The organism is Massilia sp. MP_M2 (assembly GCF_039123635.1).
Taxonomy (GTDB): Bacteria; Pseudomonadota; Gammaproteobacteria; order Burkholderiales; family Burkholderiaceae_D; genus Telluria.
Window position 1 is genome coordinate 291,201 of record NZ_JBCHJF010000001.1, and the last position, 15,784, is coordinate 306,984.

The window sequence follows — 15,784 nt, forward strand, 5'->3', positions numbered from 1 at the left end:
CAGCGCACCAAAATAGTCATACATTGTTGCGAGCCTGCAACCCATTGTTAAAAGCTTGACGAACTACTACCGGGTCTGTACAGGATGCTCACGGAAAAGCACTATCGCGGTGCATCACGCCTACAAGATGTGGGCCAAACCGGCGCACACAAGCGTCGTTCCCGCAAGCTGGCGCAATACGATTGCGCGATGTCGGCGCGCGCTGCCAGCGCTTATTGCTCGACCAGTTCAACCCGCCGATTCTGCTGGCGCCCCGACTCGGCGCGGTTCGACGCCAGTGGTGCGTAGGCCGCCACCCCTTTCGGACTGAGGCGCGCGGCATCGATCTGGTAGGTGCCGGCCAGCGCCTGGACCACCGACTCGGCGCGCCGCTGCGACCACGCCAGGTTCTGGGCCACGGCGCCCTGATTGTCGGTGTGGCCAACCACGAACACATCGAGCTTCGACGATTGTCTGAGCATGCCGGCCATCTCGGCCAGCGTCTTGGCGGACTCGGGCTTGATGTCGGCCTTGCCGGTGTCAAAGAAGACGCCGTAGATCGCCACCTTGCCGTCCGTGGCGATGCCCTTGGCCATGTCCGCCGCGTTCAGGTTGGCGGCCACCTTGCCCCCTTCCATCGGCTTGCCTTCGACGATGTCGAGATAGATGCCGCCGTTCTTGTCCTGCACGGGGTCGACCACATACACCGCGACGCTCACGGCCGATCCATTGGCGCGCGTGCCGGACGACAGCAGGTAACGGTTGGCGTTGCGGCCATAGTTGAACGGCTCCGCAAAAGCCGCCTCGTCCTGGATGAAGTTGTTGCTGACATGCTCGATGAATACGTCGCCGAAGTCTTCGCCACACGCATCTTTAACGCAGGCAAAAAAGTTAAGCAATAAAAAACGCCGCCCTAAAGGCGGCGTTTCTGACCGGCGATTGCCAGGGAGATGCGCTTACGCGCGCTCGCCCACCCAGCCGGCCACGCCGGCCAGCGCCGCCGGCAAGCCCGATGGGTCGGTGCCGCCAGCCTGCGCCATGTCCGGACGCCCGCCGCCCTTGCCGCCCACCTGCTGGGCCACAAAATTGACCAGCTCGCCCGCCTTGACCTTGCCGGTGGCATCCTTGGTCACGCCGGCAATCAAGCTGACTTTGCCATCCAGCACGCTTGCCAGCACGATGGCGGCCGTGCCCAGCTTGTCCTTGAGCTTGTCCATCGCTTCGCGCAGCGTCGCCACATCGGCGCCTTCCATCGTGGCGGCCAGCACCTTGATGCCGTTCACGTCGATGGCTTGGGCGATCAGCTCGTCGCCCTGCCCCGACGCCAGCTTCGACTTGAGCGCAGCGACTTCTTTTTCGAGCAGCTTGACTTGCTCTTGCACCTGGCCGATGCGGCTGGTCAGTTCGTCAGGATTGGTCTTCAGGGCGCCGGCCGCTTCGATCAGCTTGCGGTTGATCGATTGCACCAGGGCCAGTGCGCCTTCGCCGGTGACGGCTTCGATGCGGCGGATGCCGGCAGCGACGCCGCCTTCGGACACGATCTTGAACAGGCCGATGTCGCCGGTGCGGGTCACGTGGACGCCACCGCACAGCTCTTTCGACGTGCCGATGTCGAGCACACGCACGGTGTCGCCGTACTTCTCGCCGAACAGCGCCATGGCGCCGTGCTTGACCGCATCGTCGAACGACATATTGTGCGATTGCGTCGCGTGGTTCTCGAGAATCTCGCGGTTGACGATGGTCTCGACCTGCGTAATTTCGTCCAGCGTCAGCGCCTGTGGGTGGCTGAAGTCGAAACGGGTCTTGTCAGGATCGACCAGCGAGCCTTTTTGTGCCACGTGCGTGCCCAGCACTTCGCGCAGCGCCTTGTGCATCAGGTGCGTTGCCGAGTGGTTGCGGATCGTGCGTGCGCGCTTGGCCGTGTCGACCTGCGCGTCGACCGTCGCGCCGACCTTCAGCGTGCCTTCGCGCAGCACGCCGTGATGACCGAAGACGTCGGCCTGGATCTTGAGCGTGTCTTCGACTTCGAAGCGCACCGCGCCGTCACCACTACCGTTGCCAATGAGACCCAGGTCGCCCACCTGGCCGCCCGATTCTGCGTAGAACGGCGTGGTGTCGAGCACGACGATGCCGGCCTGGCCGGCAGTCAGTTGCTCAACCTTTACGCCATCGGCGTACAGCGCCAGCACGTGCGTGTTGTGGGCCAGCGAATCGTAGCCGACGAATTTGGTTTTTTCGCCCGCGTACTCGACGTTGGCGGCCATCTTGAACTTGCCGGCGGCGCGCGCCGTTTTCTTTTGCTGCTCCATTGCGGCGGTAAAGCCCGCTTCGTCGAGCGTGATGCCACGCTCGCGGCAAATGTCGGCGGTAAGGTCGAGCGGGAAGCCATAGGTGTCGTACAGCGTGAAGGCGGTGCCGCCGTCGAGGTTCTTCGGATCCTTGGCCAGCTGGGCTTCCAGGATCTTCATGCCGTTTTCCAGCGTCTCGCCGAAGCGTTCTTCTTCGGCCTTGAGCACTTGCGCCACGCGCTCTTTGACCGCACGCAGTTCGGGATAGGCCTCGCCCATCTCGATGTCGAGGTCAGCGACCAGCTTGTAGAAGAATGGCTTGGTCTGGCCCAGCTTGTGGCCGTGGCGCAGCGCGCGGCGCACGATGCGGCGCAGCACATAGCCATGCCCTTCGCTGCTCGGGATGATGCCATCGACGATCATGAACGACGCAGCGCGGATGTGGTCGGCGATGACCTTGAGCGAATTGTTCTCGAGGTCAGGCGCGGCGGTTTCGCGGGCGGCCGCCTTGATCAGGTTCTGGAACAGATCGATTTCGTAGTTGCTGTGCACGTTTTGCAGTACGGCGGCCAGGCGCTCCATGCCCATGCCGGTGTCGATCGACGGCTTCGGCAGCGGGGTCAGTGAGCCGGATTCGTCGCGGTAGAACTGCATGAACACCAAGTTCCAGATTTCGATGAAGCGGTCGCCGTCTTCTTCGGCCGAGCCAGGTGGGCCGCCCCAGATGTCGGCGCCGTGGTCGTAGAAGATCTCGGTGCACGGACCGCACGGGCCGGTATCGGCCATCTGCCAGAAATTGTCCGACGCGTAGCGCGCGCCCTTGTTGTCACCGATGCGGATGATGCGCTCTTTTGGCACGCCGATCTCATTGGCCCAGATGTCGTACGCTTCGTCATCCTCGAAGTACACGGTGATGGTCAGCTTTTCGGCTGGCAGCAGGTAGACCTTGGTCAAGAGTTCCCAGGCCAGCTGGATCGCGTCACGCTTGAAATAATCGCCGAAGCTGAAGTTGCCCAGCATCTCGAAGAACGTGTGGTGACGCGCCGTGTAGCCGACGTTTTCCAGGTCGTTGTGCTTGCCGCCGGCGCGCACGCAGCGCTGCACGGAAGTCGCGCGCGAGTACGGGCGCGAATCCAGGCCCAGGAACACATCCTTGAACTGCACCATGCCGCTGTTGGTCAGCAACATGGTCGGGTCGTTGCCCGGCACCAGCGGGCTGGAACGCACGATGGAATGGCCTTTGGATTCAAAGAACTTGAGGAACTTTTCGCGGATGTCGGAGGATTTCATGTCTGATCGTTGGGCGGAGTGAGGCAGCGTGCCTATAAAGGAACGATTATAGCCTAGCTCCCCGCTCCATTCTCAGCGCAGCAGGGTCAGGATCGAGCGCGGCTGCCCGTTGGCCTGTGCCAGCATCGCCGACGCCGCCTGCTGCAGGATCTGCGTGCGGGTCAGCCGGGCCGTGTCGCTGGCGTAATCGGTGTCCTGGATGCGCGAGCGCGCCGCCTGCATGTTCTGCGAACTCGTCTCGAGGGCACTGGCGGCCAGGTCGAGCCGGTTGCTCGAGGCGCCCGTGCGCACGCGCTGCTCATTGACGAATTCCAGCGCCCGGTCGATGGTCAGCAGCGCCACGCTCGAGCGCGTCATGTCCAGATTGCCCAGGCCCAGGGCGCGTGCGTTCATTGACGAGAATTGCAGGTCGATCAGGTCGCCCGTATTGTCGCCGGCCTGCACCTGCACGCGCCGCACGCCGCTGGCGCCGCCTTCGTCCGGGTAGACGACATTGAAACCGGCCAGGCCATCCGCCGCATTGCTGGTCCCGCTGGCGGGCACCACGGCGCGGGCATCGCGCACGGGGCTGCCGTCGGCATCCAGGCCGCCGATGGCGCCCGTATCGGCATTGGTCAGATTCATTTTGGTATTGATAAATTGTTCGCCGTTGGCGCCGAAGTCGGCCAGGAACGCGGCGTTGCTGGTGTAGACGCCCTTCGACACGGCATTGAGCGCCGCGTCGAGATCGGCGGACTGGTTGTTGTTCAGGTATTGCATGATGCCCTTGATGCCGCCCTCCACGCCCAGGCCTTTCATGCGGTCGTGCAGGTAGCGGCTGGCGGCATACCCGCCTTCGTACGAGAACCCGCCGCCGGCGATCGTGGCGACCACGCCCGCCATGCTGCCGGCGCCGGCCAGCCGTTCGTCGGCGCCATTGATCAATTCAGCCGTGCCTTCGACGAACCATTGCGGCAGCGCTCCCATGTTCATCGTGCGGCCCATCACGGCGTGCACCATTTCATGGGCAACGATGCGGTCGCTGTAGAGCGGCGCGCTGCCACCGTCGGGCGTGGCCGCAGTACCGAAGTCGGCCATGTCGATGTTCAGGTGCAGATTGTTCAGCTTGCCGCCGGAGGACGTGCCGGACACCGAGGCGAGCACGTTGAAGGCGCCGTCCGTGGTATCGAGGTTGACGGTCAGTTTGGCGCCGTCGCCCATGATCCCGTAATACTGCTTGATCATGTCTTCGGCCGAACTGAGCCAGCCGGACTGCAGGCCGTCGAGTACGGCGCGCCGTCGTTCGTCGCCGCCGATGCTGACGGTGTCCTGCGAAAACACCGCTTCCCCGTTGAAACTGGTGTCGGTGCCCACCTGCGTGATGTGTTGCAACAGCGCCTGCGTTTCTTTCTGCAGCGCGCCCCGATCGCCGTCCGTGTAACTGCCATTGCCCGCCGCCACCGCCATCTCGCGCAGGCGCTGCAGGGTATCGGAGACGCTGGCCATGGCGCCGTCGGCCACCTGCAGCATCGATGTCGCGTCGCTGAGGCTGCGCAGCGCCTGGCTGGTGCCGCGCAGGTTAGCGTTCAGGCGCGTCGTGATCGCCTGGCCGGCCGCATCGTCGGATGCGCGGTTGATGCGCATGCCGGAACCCAGACGCTCGACGAGCTTCGCCTGCTCGGCGTCATGCGTGCGCATGCTGCGCTGCGTACTGAGCGACAGGGTGTTCGTCGAAATGGAAAGCGCCATGTTGGCAACATCGTCAGGGTGATCGTCATTTCTTAACGACAACCCTTGGGCATTACTTGAGGCCGCATCGTAAATATCGCGCCCGTCCTTGATCTCAGGCGAAATCGGGCGTGATCAGGTCGATGCGGTCGGTGCAGAAGGCGTCCACGCCCCACGCCAGCAGTTCGCGCGCGCGGCCGGCATCGTTGACGGTGTAGCAGAACAGGCCGTAGCCAGCATCCTTGACGGCGCGGGCCTGCTCACGGCTCAGGTGCAGGTGATTGGTATGGATCGCGCGCGCGCCGAGCGCCTGCGCCCGTGCCTGCCAATCGGCGCCCAGCGCGCTGATGAGGCAGGCGCGCGGCAGGGTCGGGGCCGCCGCCTGCGCCGCTGCCAGCGCGACGTCGCTGAACGACGACAACAGCGGCGCGGCAGCCAGATTGCCAGAGGCGAGTTCGTCGGCAAACAGTGCTGCCGTGACCTGCGCGACGGTGCGGCCCGTCTCCGCTTCGTAGCCGGGCGCCGGCTTGATCTCGATATTCATCCAGATGCCGTGGGCCATGCACAGGCGCGCAAAGGCGTCGAACAGCGGCACCGGCTCGCCCGCGAACGCCGGGCCGAACCAGCTGCCGGCATCCATCGCGGCCAGGTCCCGTGCATCGTGCTCGAACACGCTGCCACTGCCCCGGACCGTGCGGCCCAGACCCGGATCGTGCAGCACCACCGGGACGCCGTCGCGCGCCAGCATGACATCGAACTCGATCGCGCGAAAGCCCGCCGCCATGCCGCAGCGCAGGCCGGCCACCGTGTTTTCGGGCGCGAGCGTGCCGCCGCCACGGTGCGCGAGGATGCGTGGCCATGGCCATACGGGATCGCGCTTCATCATGCAGAGCCCGGCTGACCGAAGCGGTAGGCAAGCCACGCGAACATGCCCAGGTTCAGCACCACCGTCACCTGGAACTTCCATTGGAATGATGGCTTGCTGGTCTTGTGGCGCAGCCACTGTTGCGCCAGCACGGCGCCGGGCCAGCCGCCGATCAGGCCCAGCAACAGGAGCGTGGCTTCCGGCGTGCGCCACGTGCTGGCGCGCGCAGCCGACTTGTCCATTGCATAGGCCACGAAACAGGTCAGGCTGGTGACGAGGTAGGCGGCGCCGACGATCTGCGACATGCTCCAGGCCAGGCTGGCAAACAGGTACAGGACGAGAAACACGGCGAGCGGGGCATAAGGCATGCCGACAGCTTACCGCCCGCTGTGCTGTCGTGTCCACTTGGCAAATAGATGCCGCATTTCTCTTTCGCGGACAACACCCACGTAATGTTCACAGAGCGCAGCTCGCAGATCGCGGCTGTCGACGCCCCGTGGGTTCGTCATCGTACAGAGCAGTTCATGTCAAACCGCCTACGCTGGTGATCCATCCCGGCATTCACCCAGCAGGAGAACACATGGCTTTTGATTTAGGTAATTTGCTGCAGCAATATCTCGGTGGCGCAGGCGCTGCCAACACCAATGGCAATGCTGCCGCCGACTTCGACCAGGTGGCGCAGAACGCGCCCCGGGCCAGCGTCGCGCAAGGCATCGCGAGCGCACTGCGCTCCGACCAGACTCCACCCTTCCCGCAAATGGTCAGCCAGCTGTTTGGCCAGAGCGACCAGAATCAACGCGCCGGCATGCTGACCAGCTTGCTGGGCGGCGCGGGCGGCGGCGTGCTGTCGTCGGTCGCCGGTGGCGCACTGAGCAAGATCTTTGGCAACAATGTGCCGACCCAGGTCACGCCTGAACAGGCGGCGCAGGTATCATCTGAGCAGGTACAGGAACTGGCTGAAAAAGCACAACAGCAGAATCCCGGCATCGTCGATCGCATGAGCGACTTCTACGCCGAGCATCCAACGTTGATCAAGGCTGCCGGGGGCGCCGCCCTGGCCGTCGCACTGGGCTACATGGCAAACAATATCCGTAAGCAATCACCAGAAAAGGAGGGTCCCGTGGGTATCCTGAGCAACATCTTCCATAAAATTTTCCCAGGCAAAAAAGATGCAGCACCGGCGGCAACGCCAGCGGCTGCACCTGCTGCCCCGACCGCAGCACCGGCAGCCAGCGCACCGGCAGCAGCACCTGTCGCACCGGCGCCAGCAGCAGCGCCAGCAGCACCGGTCGACGTCGAGCAAGTGCTTAACGGCATGCTCGCCTCGTCGGGTCAGCAACTCAATTGGCGCTCGTCGATTGTCGACCTGCTCAAGCTGCTCGGTCTGGACAGCAGCCTGCAATCGCGCAAGGAACTCGCCGCTGAACTGAACTACACCGGCGACACCAACGATTCGGCCAAGATGAATATCTGGCTGCACCGCCAGGTCATGAACAAGCTGGCGGCCAATGGCGGCAAAGTGCCGGCCGACCTGCGTGACTGATACCCCGTAGCGCGCAACAAATAAAACCGCAACCGGCCCCGCCGGTTGCGGTTTTTATCATTCAGTCGGCCAGTGTCGTATTGGCCGCCGCGCCGCACGCGAAGCAGAACCGTGCAAACGTGTTCTTGCGCGTCGTGCAGTTCGAGCAGTGATTGAACAGGCCGATGCCGCAGTGCGGACAAAAATCGTTCTTGCCATCCTTCAAGTCAACCGTCCGCTCGCAGCCCGGACACCGGCTCTTGCCAATCCTGCTCTGGGCCACGTCGTAGCGCATGCCTTGGCGCCGCTCGGCGTCAGGCAACGCCTCCGCCTGCTTCTGGCGCGTGCGATAGCCTTGCAGCCAGGCGATCGCATAGCGCCCAGCGACAATAGTCAGAATGATGCCGGCGATGAAGCGCACATAACCGCCATAACTCGGCAGGTATGGCACCAGCTCAAAGAAAAAGGTGAACAAGGCAAACAGGATGAAGCCCCAGGCGAACGGCCAGTGGGGCGTCTTGCGCTTGCGTTTAAACAACCAGACAGCCACCAGTAAGAGCGGCAGCGTCAGTGCCAGCCTGAACAGGAACATGCGCAGCTCGCTCGCCGCCATTTCCTTCATCAGCATTTGTTCGGCAGGCTCTTCCAGCGCGCGCCACATCTGGCTGGCGCGTTCATGGGCCTGACGCGCGTCAAGCAGCGTCTGCTGCTCGGCCTCGACCGCTGCAAGCGCCGTGCGCTCGGCACGCGTCAGTGCATCGAGCGCTTCAGTGCGCTGAATGAGCTCGGGATCCTGCTCGGGGCGCGCGGTGGCCTGGCGCGTCGCCAGCCAGTTCTCAAAGGTGGCGCGCGATGCGCTGGTATTTGACTCGGCCACCGTATGTTTCTGGGAGGCCTGCTCGAGGCGCGTCTGGGCACGCTCCTGCGCCTCGGTCGACGCGTCCATCTGCGCGCGCACCTTGGCCATCTGCGCCGGGTTCATGAACCCTTCGAGCGTCAAGGTCTCTTCAACATTGCCCAGATTCTGCACGATCAGACTGCCAAGACCGATCAGGAAGGCGGCAAACACGAATGCGACGAGCCACAGGGCGCGTTGCATCCAGCGTTCAGTCAGGCGCAAGCCTTTGCTCATGGGATACTCCCGGGTGGTGGACAAGCACCCAGCTTGCCACCCCCGGGGGCTCCCCGCCACTGTCAGTATCAATAGCCTTGCGCCATGCTACCGAGCGGATCGCCGTGCGATACCAGTCAGAAGCACATCAGAAGTACGACAGCCCCAGCGCCTTCTTGACTTCGTCGGTCGTCGCTGCCGCCACTTCACGCGCCTTCATCGTGCCTTCCTTGAGCATCTGCATGACGTAGGCCGGATCTTTCGCAAACTCTTCGCGGCGCGCGCGGATCGGCGCCAGCATGTCCTGCAGGATGCCTTCAAGGCGCTTCTTGACGATGCTGTCGCCCAGGCCGCCGCGCTGGTAATGCGCCTTCATTTCGGCCAGGCCGTCCTTGTCGATATCGAACGCGTCCAGGTAGGTGAAGGCGACGTTGCCCTCGATGTGGCCCGGATCGGAAACCTTCAGGTGCAGCGGATCGGTGTAGACGTTTTTGACCGCAGCGCGGATCTCGTCGGGGCTGGCGCCCAGATTGATCGTGTTGCCCAGCGACTTGCTCATCTTGGCCTTGCCATCGATGCCCGGCAGGCGCCCCACTTCGGGCACGAAGGCCTTGGCTTCGACCAGGATGTCGCGCCCGACGATGCGGTTGAACTTGCGCACGATCTCGTTGCACTGCTCGATCATCGGGATCTGGTCTTCACCCACCGGCACCATGTTTGCCTTGAACGCGGTGATGTCGGCGGCCTGGCTGGCCGGGTAGGTCAGAAAGCCGGCCGGGATATCGCGCTCGAAGCCGCGCAGGACGATTTCGGCCTTGACGGTCGGATTGCGCTCCAGGCGCGCGACGGTCACGAGGTTCAGGTAATAGAACGTGAGCTCGGTCAGCTCGGGGATTTGCGACTGGATGAACACGGTCGTCTTGGCCGGATCGATCCCGACAGCAAGGTAATCGAGCGCCACCTCGACCACGTTCCGGTGTACCTTACCCAGGTCATCCATATTGTCGGTCATGGCCTGCGAGTCGGCCAGCATGACGAACTGGCGGTACTGATGCTGGTACGCCACGCGATCGCGCAGGCTGCCAACGAAGTGGCCCAGGTGCAGCGGGCCGGTCGGCCGGTCACCGGTGAGGATGATCGAGTTGGCAGCAGGGGTCGCTGCAGCGGTCGTTGCAGCAGTCGTTGCAATATCGGTAGAAGTAGTTGAAGTAGGCAGTGTCATCGAGGTTCCTGGTTCTATGCCCCGATCGCTGCGTATCAACAATGAACGCCGCCTGAATCGAGGCGGCTATGAAATGCACATCATTTCCCGTGGCCGCGCGCTGTCAGCGGCGCCACCAGGAAAGAAGAATTGGATGTGCTTTCGGAAAGATCATGGACCGCATGGTTGCAGGTTGCCGCCGCGCTGTCAACCGCCACCCGGACCGTGACCCGGCAGCAGGCTCTCCCAACACAGCATAAATTAACTGGAGCACTTCGCAGAGCACGTCAAGCCGACCAGATAGTTGCAATAATACTAAGGAAAAACAGCCATGAACAAGAGCACGAACAGCCAGAGCCACCAGAACCAACCCCTCGAACTGTGGGGCGGCCTCGAATGCACGGTCAACCGCGTGCAGGACGCCTACTTCAGCCAGCTCGACCGCAACGGCCACAGCGACCGCCCCTGTGACATCGAGCGCTTCGCCGGCCTTGGCATCCGCGCCATCCGCTATCCGATCCTGTGGGAACGCACGGCGCCCGAGGGCCTCGAGCACGCCAACTGGCACTGGCCCGACGAGCGCCTGAACGCCCTGCGCGAGGCCGGCGTCACGCCGATCGCCGGGCTGGTGCATCACGGCAGCGGCCCGCGCCACACGAGCCTGATCGATCCGGGCTTTGCACAGGGGTTGGCCGACTATGCCGGCACCGTCGCCGCGCGCTATCCATGGCTCGAGTACTACACCCCCGTCAACGAAATCTGCACGACGGCGCGCTTTGCCGGACTGTACGGCGTCTGGTATCCGCACGGCCGCGACGACCGCACGTTCATCCAGGCGCTGCTCAATCAGTGCCGCGCCACCGTGCTGTCGATGCGCGCGATCCGCGCCGTCAATCCGGATGCCAAGCTGATCCAGACCGACGATCTCGGAAAGACCTACAGCACACCCGAACTGAGCGACGTCGCCGAGTTCTACAACGAGCGCCGCTGGCTCGGCTGGGACCTCCTGTGCGGGATGGTCGTACCCGACCACCCGTTGTGGAACTACCTGCTGCGTCACGGCGCCGATGCCGCCGACATCCTCTGGTTCCGCGACAACCCGTGCCGCCCCGACATCATCGGCTGCAATTACTACGTCACCAGCGAACGCTGGCTCGACCACCGGCCAGAGCGCTATCCGGCGCACCACCGCGGCATGGCCGACGACCTCCCGTGCGCTGACGTCGAAGCCTCGCGCGTGCTGGCCACGCCCACGCCCGGGATCGCCCCGCTGCTGCTGGAAATCTGGGAACGCTACGGGATTCCGCTGGCGGTCACCGAAGCGCACATCGACGCCAACCGCGAAGACCAGCTGCGCTGGCTCCTTGAAATCTGGGAAGCCGCGCAGCAGTCGCGCGAGAACGGCGTCGACGTGCGCGCCGTGACGGTCTGGGCGCTGCTCGGGTCATTCGACTGGAACTGCCTCGTCACCGCCGAGAACGGCTATTACGAGCCCGGCCCGCTCGACGTGCGCTCGCCGCTGCCGCGCCGCACTGCGCTGGCCGCCATGATGAACGAACTGGCCGCCGGCCAGCCGCTGTCACACCCGGTGCTGCGCGCGCAGGGCTGGTGGCGCCGCCCGGGCCGCTTCGTGTGCCAGCCGGTCGCCACGCCCGACACGGTCACGGCCAGCGCCGCCGACGGCCACCGCCTGGTCGGCGCGAGCGCCCCGCCGATCCTGATCCTGGGCGCGACCGGCACGCTGGGCCGCGCGTTTGCCCGCATCTGCGAAAAGCGCAACCTGGCGCACCGCCTGCTGTCGCGCCAGGACATGGACATCGCCGACGGCGAATCGGTCGAGCGCGCACTGGCCCGCTACCAGCCGTGGGCCGTGATCAATACCTGCGGCTACGTGCGCGTGGACGACGCCGAGCGCGAACTCGAACGCTGCATGCGCGAAAACACGGTGGGCGCGGCGACGCTGGCCGCCGCCTGCGCGCAGCATGGCATCCACCTGACGACGTTCTCGAGCGACCTCGTGTTTGATGGCAGCAATGAGCGAGCGTATGTCGAATCCGATCCGGTTGCGCCGCTGGGCGTGTACGGGCGCAGCAAGGCCGAGGCCGAGCGCGTCGTCCTGCTGAATCACCCGGGCGCGCTGGTCGTGCGCACCAGTGCCTTCTTCGGGCCGTGGGACGAGCACAATTTCGTCACCCAGGCCCTCGCTGCGCTGGAGCGGGGCGACCCGTTCGTCGCGGCGGGCGACCTGACCGTGTCGCCGACCTTCGTGCCCGACCTGGTGCATGCGTGCCTCGATCTCGCGGTCGATGGCGAAGCCGGCATCTGGCACCTGGCGAACCAGGGCGAACTGACCTGGGCCGAACTGGCGCGCCGCGCGGCCGAGCTGGCAGGCATCGATGCCGGCCGTCTGGAATCAAAAGCGGCCGAGGAATTCGGCTTCACCGCGCCGCGGCCACGGTATTGTGCGCTCGCGAGCGAACGGGGCGCGCTGCTGCCGCCGCTCGACGATGCGCTGCGTCGCTACATCGACCTGCGCAATGCCGACCGCGACGAACGGCGCGAGCTCCAGTTGCAAGCCGAACGGCGCCAGGACGTCGCGGGCGGCGAGCGCCAGGCCGAACTGGATGAGGCAATTCACTCGGCGACCTGACCGGTCCGTGTGGTAGGGTTGGCGCTCACGCCAACCCTCCATGAACAGGTAATTCCGTGAACGACCACCACGCTTTCCCCTTCCTGCGTGAAATCCTGCTGTTCCTGATCCTGGCCGGCATCCTCATCCCCACCCTGCAGCGCCTGCGCATCAACCAGGTGCTGGGCTTTCTCGCCGTTGGCGCCCTGCTCGGCCCGTTCGGCCTGGGCGCGCTGGCCGTCGACACGCCGTGGTTGTCGTTTCTGACCTTCCCCGCCGGCCCCGGCATCTCGATGCTCGCCGAAATCGGCGTACTGTTCCTGATGTTCATGATTGGGCTGGAACTGTCGGCTGCGCGCCTGTGGTCGATGCGGCGCTGGGTGTTCGGCGCGGGCACCGCGCAGGTGGCGGCCAGCGCCACGCTGATCGGGGCCGCGCTGTATCTATATGGCTTGCCGGGCCAGGCTGCCGTCGTCCTCGGCCTCGTGCTTTCGCTGTCGTCTACCGCCGTCGTCATGCAACTGATGAACCAGCAGCACAGCACCGGCACGCGCCTGGGCCAGGCCGCGTTCGCGCTCCTGATGCTGCAGGATCTGGCCGTGGTGCCGATCCTGATCCTGATCGGCGCGCTGGCCAAGGGTGCCGGCGACGGCAATAGCGCGCTGCTGCTGGCCGCCATCACGCTGGCCAAGGCCGCCGGCGCGATTGCCCTCATCTACCTGGTCGGCGGGCGCGTCGTGCATCCGCTGTTTCGCGCCTTTGCCCGCCAGCGCCAGCCCGACGTGTTCATGGCGCTGGTGCTGCTCGCGACCTTCGGCATCGCGGCGCTGTCGGCCGCTGCCGGCCTGTCGATGGCGCTGGGCGCGCTGATCGCCGGCCTGCTGCTGGCCGAAACCGAATTCAAGCACGAGGTCGAACTCATGGTCGAGCCGTTCAAGGGCCTGCTGATGGGGCTGTTCTTCATGACGGTCGGGATGACGATCGACACGCGCCAGATCCTTGACGCGCCGCTGTGGCTGGCCAGCTTCGTCCTCGGGCTGGTACTGATCAAGGGCATTGTCGTGGCGTTGCTGTTCCGGATTGGCGGCCTGCCGTGGGGCCGCGCCGTCGAGGGCGGCCTGCTGCTGGGCCAGGGCGGCGAGTTTGCCTTCATCGTCATCGGCTACGCGGCCAGCAGCGGCGTGCTCGATCCGGCGCTGGGCGCGCGCGTGATGCTGGCAGTCGGCCTGTCGCTGTTCATCACGCCGCTGCTCGCACGCCTGGGCACGGCCATTGGCGATCACCTCGAAACGCGCGGCGACCAGCTCGCCGCGCAGCACGATCACGAAGCGTTGAATGCAGCCTTGAACAGCGCGCGCGGCCAGGTCGTCATTGCCGGTTTCGGCCGCGTGGGCCAGCAACTGGGCAAGCTGCTCACCGCACAGAATATTCCATTCGTGGCGTTCGAGACCGATGCGCGGCTGGTGGCGCAGCTGCGCGCCGACGGCTGGCCGGTCTGGTTCGGCAATGCCGCGCGGCCCGAACTGCTGCGCCGCGTGCACGCCGACGAGGCGCCCGCGATCGTGCTGACGATGGACCAGCCGCTCGCGGCACTGCAGGCCGTGCACGGCATCCGGCGCGAATTTCCGCACGTGGCGTTGTTTGCCCGCTCGCGCGACGAGAAGCACGCGCGCGACCTGCGCCTGGCCGGCGCTTCGGTCGTGGTACCCGAAACGCTGGAAGCGAGCCTGCAGCTATCCAGCTTCGTGCTCGGGGCGATGGGCCTGGAAACGCGCACGATCGACGCCATTGTCGACCGTGAGCGCGCGCTGTCCGCAGCCGCCCAGCTGGCGCCGCAGCCCATGGCCGGCCCGTTATAATCGGCGCTTCATGATTGCTTACCCTGCCTCCACCATGACGCCATCCTCTGCTTCCACTTCCCTGCCTAAAGCGCTCGGCCACATCCGCGTGCTCGACCTGTCGCGCGTGCTGGCCGGCCCGTGGTGCGCGCAAAACCTGGCCGATCTGGGCGCCGACGTGATCAAGATCGAGCGCCCCGGCAGCGGCGACGACACGCGCGCCTGGGGCCCGCCCTATGCGAAGGACGCCGACGGCCGCGACACGCAGGAAGCGGCCTATTACCTGACGGCGAACCGCGGCAAGCGCTCGGTGACAGTCGATATCGCCAGCCGCGAAGGCCAGGCGCTGCTGCGCGAACTGGTGCTGTCGTGCGACGTGGTGCTCGAGAATTTCAAGGTCGGCCACCTGGCGCGCTATGGCCTCGACTACGCCAGCCTGAAGGCGCTCAAACCCGACCTGGTCTACTGCTCGATCACGGGCTTTGGCCAGGATGGGCCGTATGCGCACCGCGCCGGCTACGATTTTCTGATCCAGGGCATGGGCGGCCTGATGTCGGTGACGGGCGAGCGCGATGATGTGCCTGGCGGCGGGCCGCAAAAGGCCGGCGTGGCGCTGACCGACCTGATGACGGGCATGTATGCGACGGTGGCCGTACTGGCCGCGCTGACCCACCGCGACCGCACGGGCGAAGGCCAGCAGATCGACATGGCGCTGCTCGACACGCAGGTGGCGATGCTGGCCAATGTCGGCAGCAATTACCTCAACAGCGGCAAGGCCCCGAAGCGCTGGGGCAATGCGCACGCCAATATCGTGCCGTACCAGACCTTTGCCTGTCTGGATGGGCACATCATCGTCGCAGCCGGCAACGACGGCCAGTACCAGAAGTTCGTCGAAGCGGGCGGTCGCCCCGAGCTGGCGTTTGATGCGCGCTTTGCCACCAATCCGCTGCGCGTGCAGCATCGCGACGTGCTCGTGCCGCTGCTGGCCGCGATGGTCGGTGAAAAAACGCGCGCCGCCTGGATCGCGCTGCTGGAAGAACACGGCGTTCCATGCGGGCCGATCAACGACGTCGGCGACGTCTTCGCCAACGAGCAGGTGCAGGCGCGCGCGATGGCGATCGCGCTGCCGCATCCGAGTGCCGGCCAGGTCACGCTGGTGCGCAATCCGATCCGCATGTCGGCCACACCGGCCACCAGCACCGTGGCGCCGCCCACGCTGGGCCAGCACACGCTGGACGTCCTGCGCGATGTGCTCGGCAAGAGCGACGCCGAGATCGCGGCCCTGCAGGCCCGCGGCGTAGTCTAGACCCGCCTTCCCCAACCGGCGCGACTCATCCTCCACCCTGGCGGCCGC

The 15,784-nt window shown here is 65.2% G+C and carries 11 protein-coding genes; 4 read left to right on the forward strand and 7 right to left on the reverse strand.

The features are described from left to right. Positions 1-212: 212 nt before the first annotated feature. From RCH14_RS01345 to RCH14_RS01365, 5 genes are all read right to left on the reverse strand, one after another. Positions 213-878 carry an OmpA family protein gene (locus tag RCH14_RS01345; protein ID WP_343024365.1) on the reverse strand — a complete coding sequence of 222 codons (666 nt, stop codon included), beginning with the start codon at positions 876-878 and terminating at the stop codon, positions 213-215. Between the two features lie 57 nt (positions 879-935). Beyond that, positions 936-3,557 (reverse strand): alanine--tRNA ligase, encoded by a 2,622-nt coding sequence (gene alaS, locus RCH14_RS01350; RefSeq protein ID WP_343024366.1) that lies wholly within the window; start codon positions 3,555-3,557, stop codon positions 936-938. 72 nt (positions 3,558-3,629) lie between these two features. Next, positions 3,630-5,285 carry a flagellinolysin gene (locus tag RCH14_RS01355; protein WP_343024367.1) on the reverse strand — a complete coding sequence of 552 codons (1,656 nt, stop codon included), beginning with the start codon at positions 5,283-5,285 and terminating at the stop codon, positions 3,630-3,632. 94 nt (positions 5,286-5,379) lie between these two features. Beyond that, positions 5,380-6,150 carry a glycerophosphodiester phosphodiesterase gene (gene ugpQ / locus RCH14_RS01360; RefSeq protein ID WP_343024368.1) on the reverse strand — a complete coding sequence of 257 codons (771 nt, stop codon included), beginning with the start codon at positions 6,148-6,150 and terminating at the stop codon, positions 5,380-5,382. Further along, the gene (locus tag RCH14_RS01365) at positions 6,147-6,497 is read right to left on the reverse strand and encodes a DUF1294 domain-containing protein (protein WP_343024369.1); all 351 of its coding nucleotides are present in this window, start codon (positions 6,495-6,497) and stop codon (positions 6,147-6,149) included. The genes ugpQ and RCH14_RS01365 overlap by 4 nt, the downstream gene beginning before the upstream one ends. Positions 6,498-7,249: 752 nt before the next feature. On the opposite strand from RCH14_RS01365, the gene RCH14_RS01370 reads away from it, so the two are divergent. After that, positions 7,250-7,672, forward strand: coding sequence for a DUF3597 domain-containing protein (locus RCH14_RS01370; RefSeq protein WP_343025021.1), 423 nt, complete (start codon positions 7,250-7,252; stop codon positions 7,670-7,672). A gap of 61 nt (positions 7,673-7,733) precedes the next feature. On the opposite strand, the gene RCH14_RS01375 is transcribed toward RCH14_RS01370, so the two are convergent. Further along, positions 7,734-8,783, reverse strand: a complete 1,050-nt coding sequence (locus tag RCH14_RS01375; protein ID WP_343024370.1) for a zinc ribbon domain-containing protein — start codon at positions 8,781-8,783, stop codon at positions 7,734-7,736. 127 nt (positions 8,784-8,910) lie between these two features. Continuing rightward, positions 8,911-9,984, reverse strand: a complete 1,074-nt coding sequence (trpS, locus tag RCH14_RS01380; protein ID WP_343024371.1) for a tryptophan--tRNA ligase — start codon at positions 9,982-9,984, stop codon at positions 8,911-8,913. Positions 9,985-10,294: 310 nt separating this feature from the next. Here trpS and RCH14_RS01385 point away from each other — a divergent pair, with 310 nt between their 5' ends. Genes RCH14_RS01385 through RCH14_RS01395 form a run of 3 tightly spaced genes read left to right on the forward strand, consistent with a single transcriptional unit; the run spans position 10,295 to position 15,736 of the window. Further along, positions 10,295-12,613, forward strand: coding sequence for a family 1 glycosylhydrolase (locus tag RCH14_RS01385; protein WP_343024372.1), 2,319 nt, complete (start codon positions 10,295-10,297; stop codon positions 12,611-12,613). A 56-nt stretch (positions 12,614-12,669) separates the two neighbouring features. Then, positions 12,670-14,451 carry a cation:proton antiporter gene (locus RCH14_RS01390; protein WP_343024373.1) on the forward strand — a complete coding sequence of 594 codons (1,782 nt, stop codon included), beginning with the start codon at positions 12,670-12,672 and terminating at the stop codon, positions 14,449-14,451. Positions 14,452-14,461: 10 nt separating this feature from the next. After that, on the forward strand, positions 14,462-15,736 hold the full coding sequence (locus tag RCH14_RS01395) for a CaiB/BaiF CoA transferase family protein (protein ID WP_407070034.1): 1,275 nt from the start codon (positions 14,462-14,464) through the stop codon (positions 15,734-15,736). Positions 15,737-15,784 lie beyond the last annotated feature (48 nt).

Excerpts from the sequence above, each read along its gene's own strand:
- alaS (WP_343024366.1), bottom strand. The coding sequence starts at position 3,557 with ATGAAATCCTCCGACATCCGCGAAAAGTTCCTCAAGTTCTTTGAATCC.
- RCH14_RS01355 (WP_343024367.1), bottom strand. The coding sequence starts at position 5,285 with ATGGCGCTTTCCATTTCGACGAACACCCTGTCGCTCAGTACGCAGCGC.
- ugpQ (WP_343024368.1), bottom strand. The coding sequence starts at position 6,150 with ATGATGAAGCGCGATCCCGTATGGCCATGGCCACGCATCCTCGCGCAC.
- RCH14_RS01365 (WP_343024369.1), bottom strand. The coding sequence starts at position 6,497 with ATGCCTTATGCCCCGCTCGCCGTGTTTCTCGTCCTGTACCTGTTTGCC.
- RCH14_RS01375 (WP_343024370.1), bottom strand. The coding sequence starts at position 8,783 with ATGAGCAAAGGCTTGCGCCTGACTGAACGCTGGATGCAACGCGCCCTG.
- trpS (WP_343024371.1), bottom strand. The coding sequence starts at position 9,984 with ATGACACTGCCTACTTCAACTACTTCTACCGATATTGCAACGACTGCT.
- RCH14_RS01385 (WP_343024372.1), top strand. The coding sequence starts at position 10,295 with ATGAACAAGAGCACGAACAGCCAGAGCCACCAGAACCAACCCCTCGAA.
- RCH14_RS01395 (WP_407070034.1), top strand. The coding sequence starts at position 14,462 with ATGATTGCTTACCCTGCCTCCACCATGACGCCATCCTCTGCTTCCACT.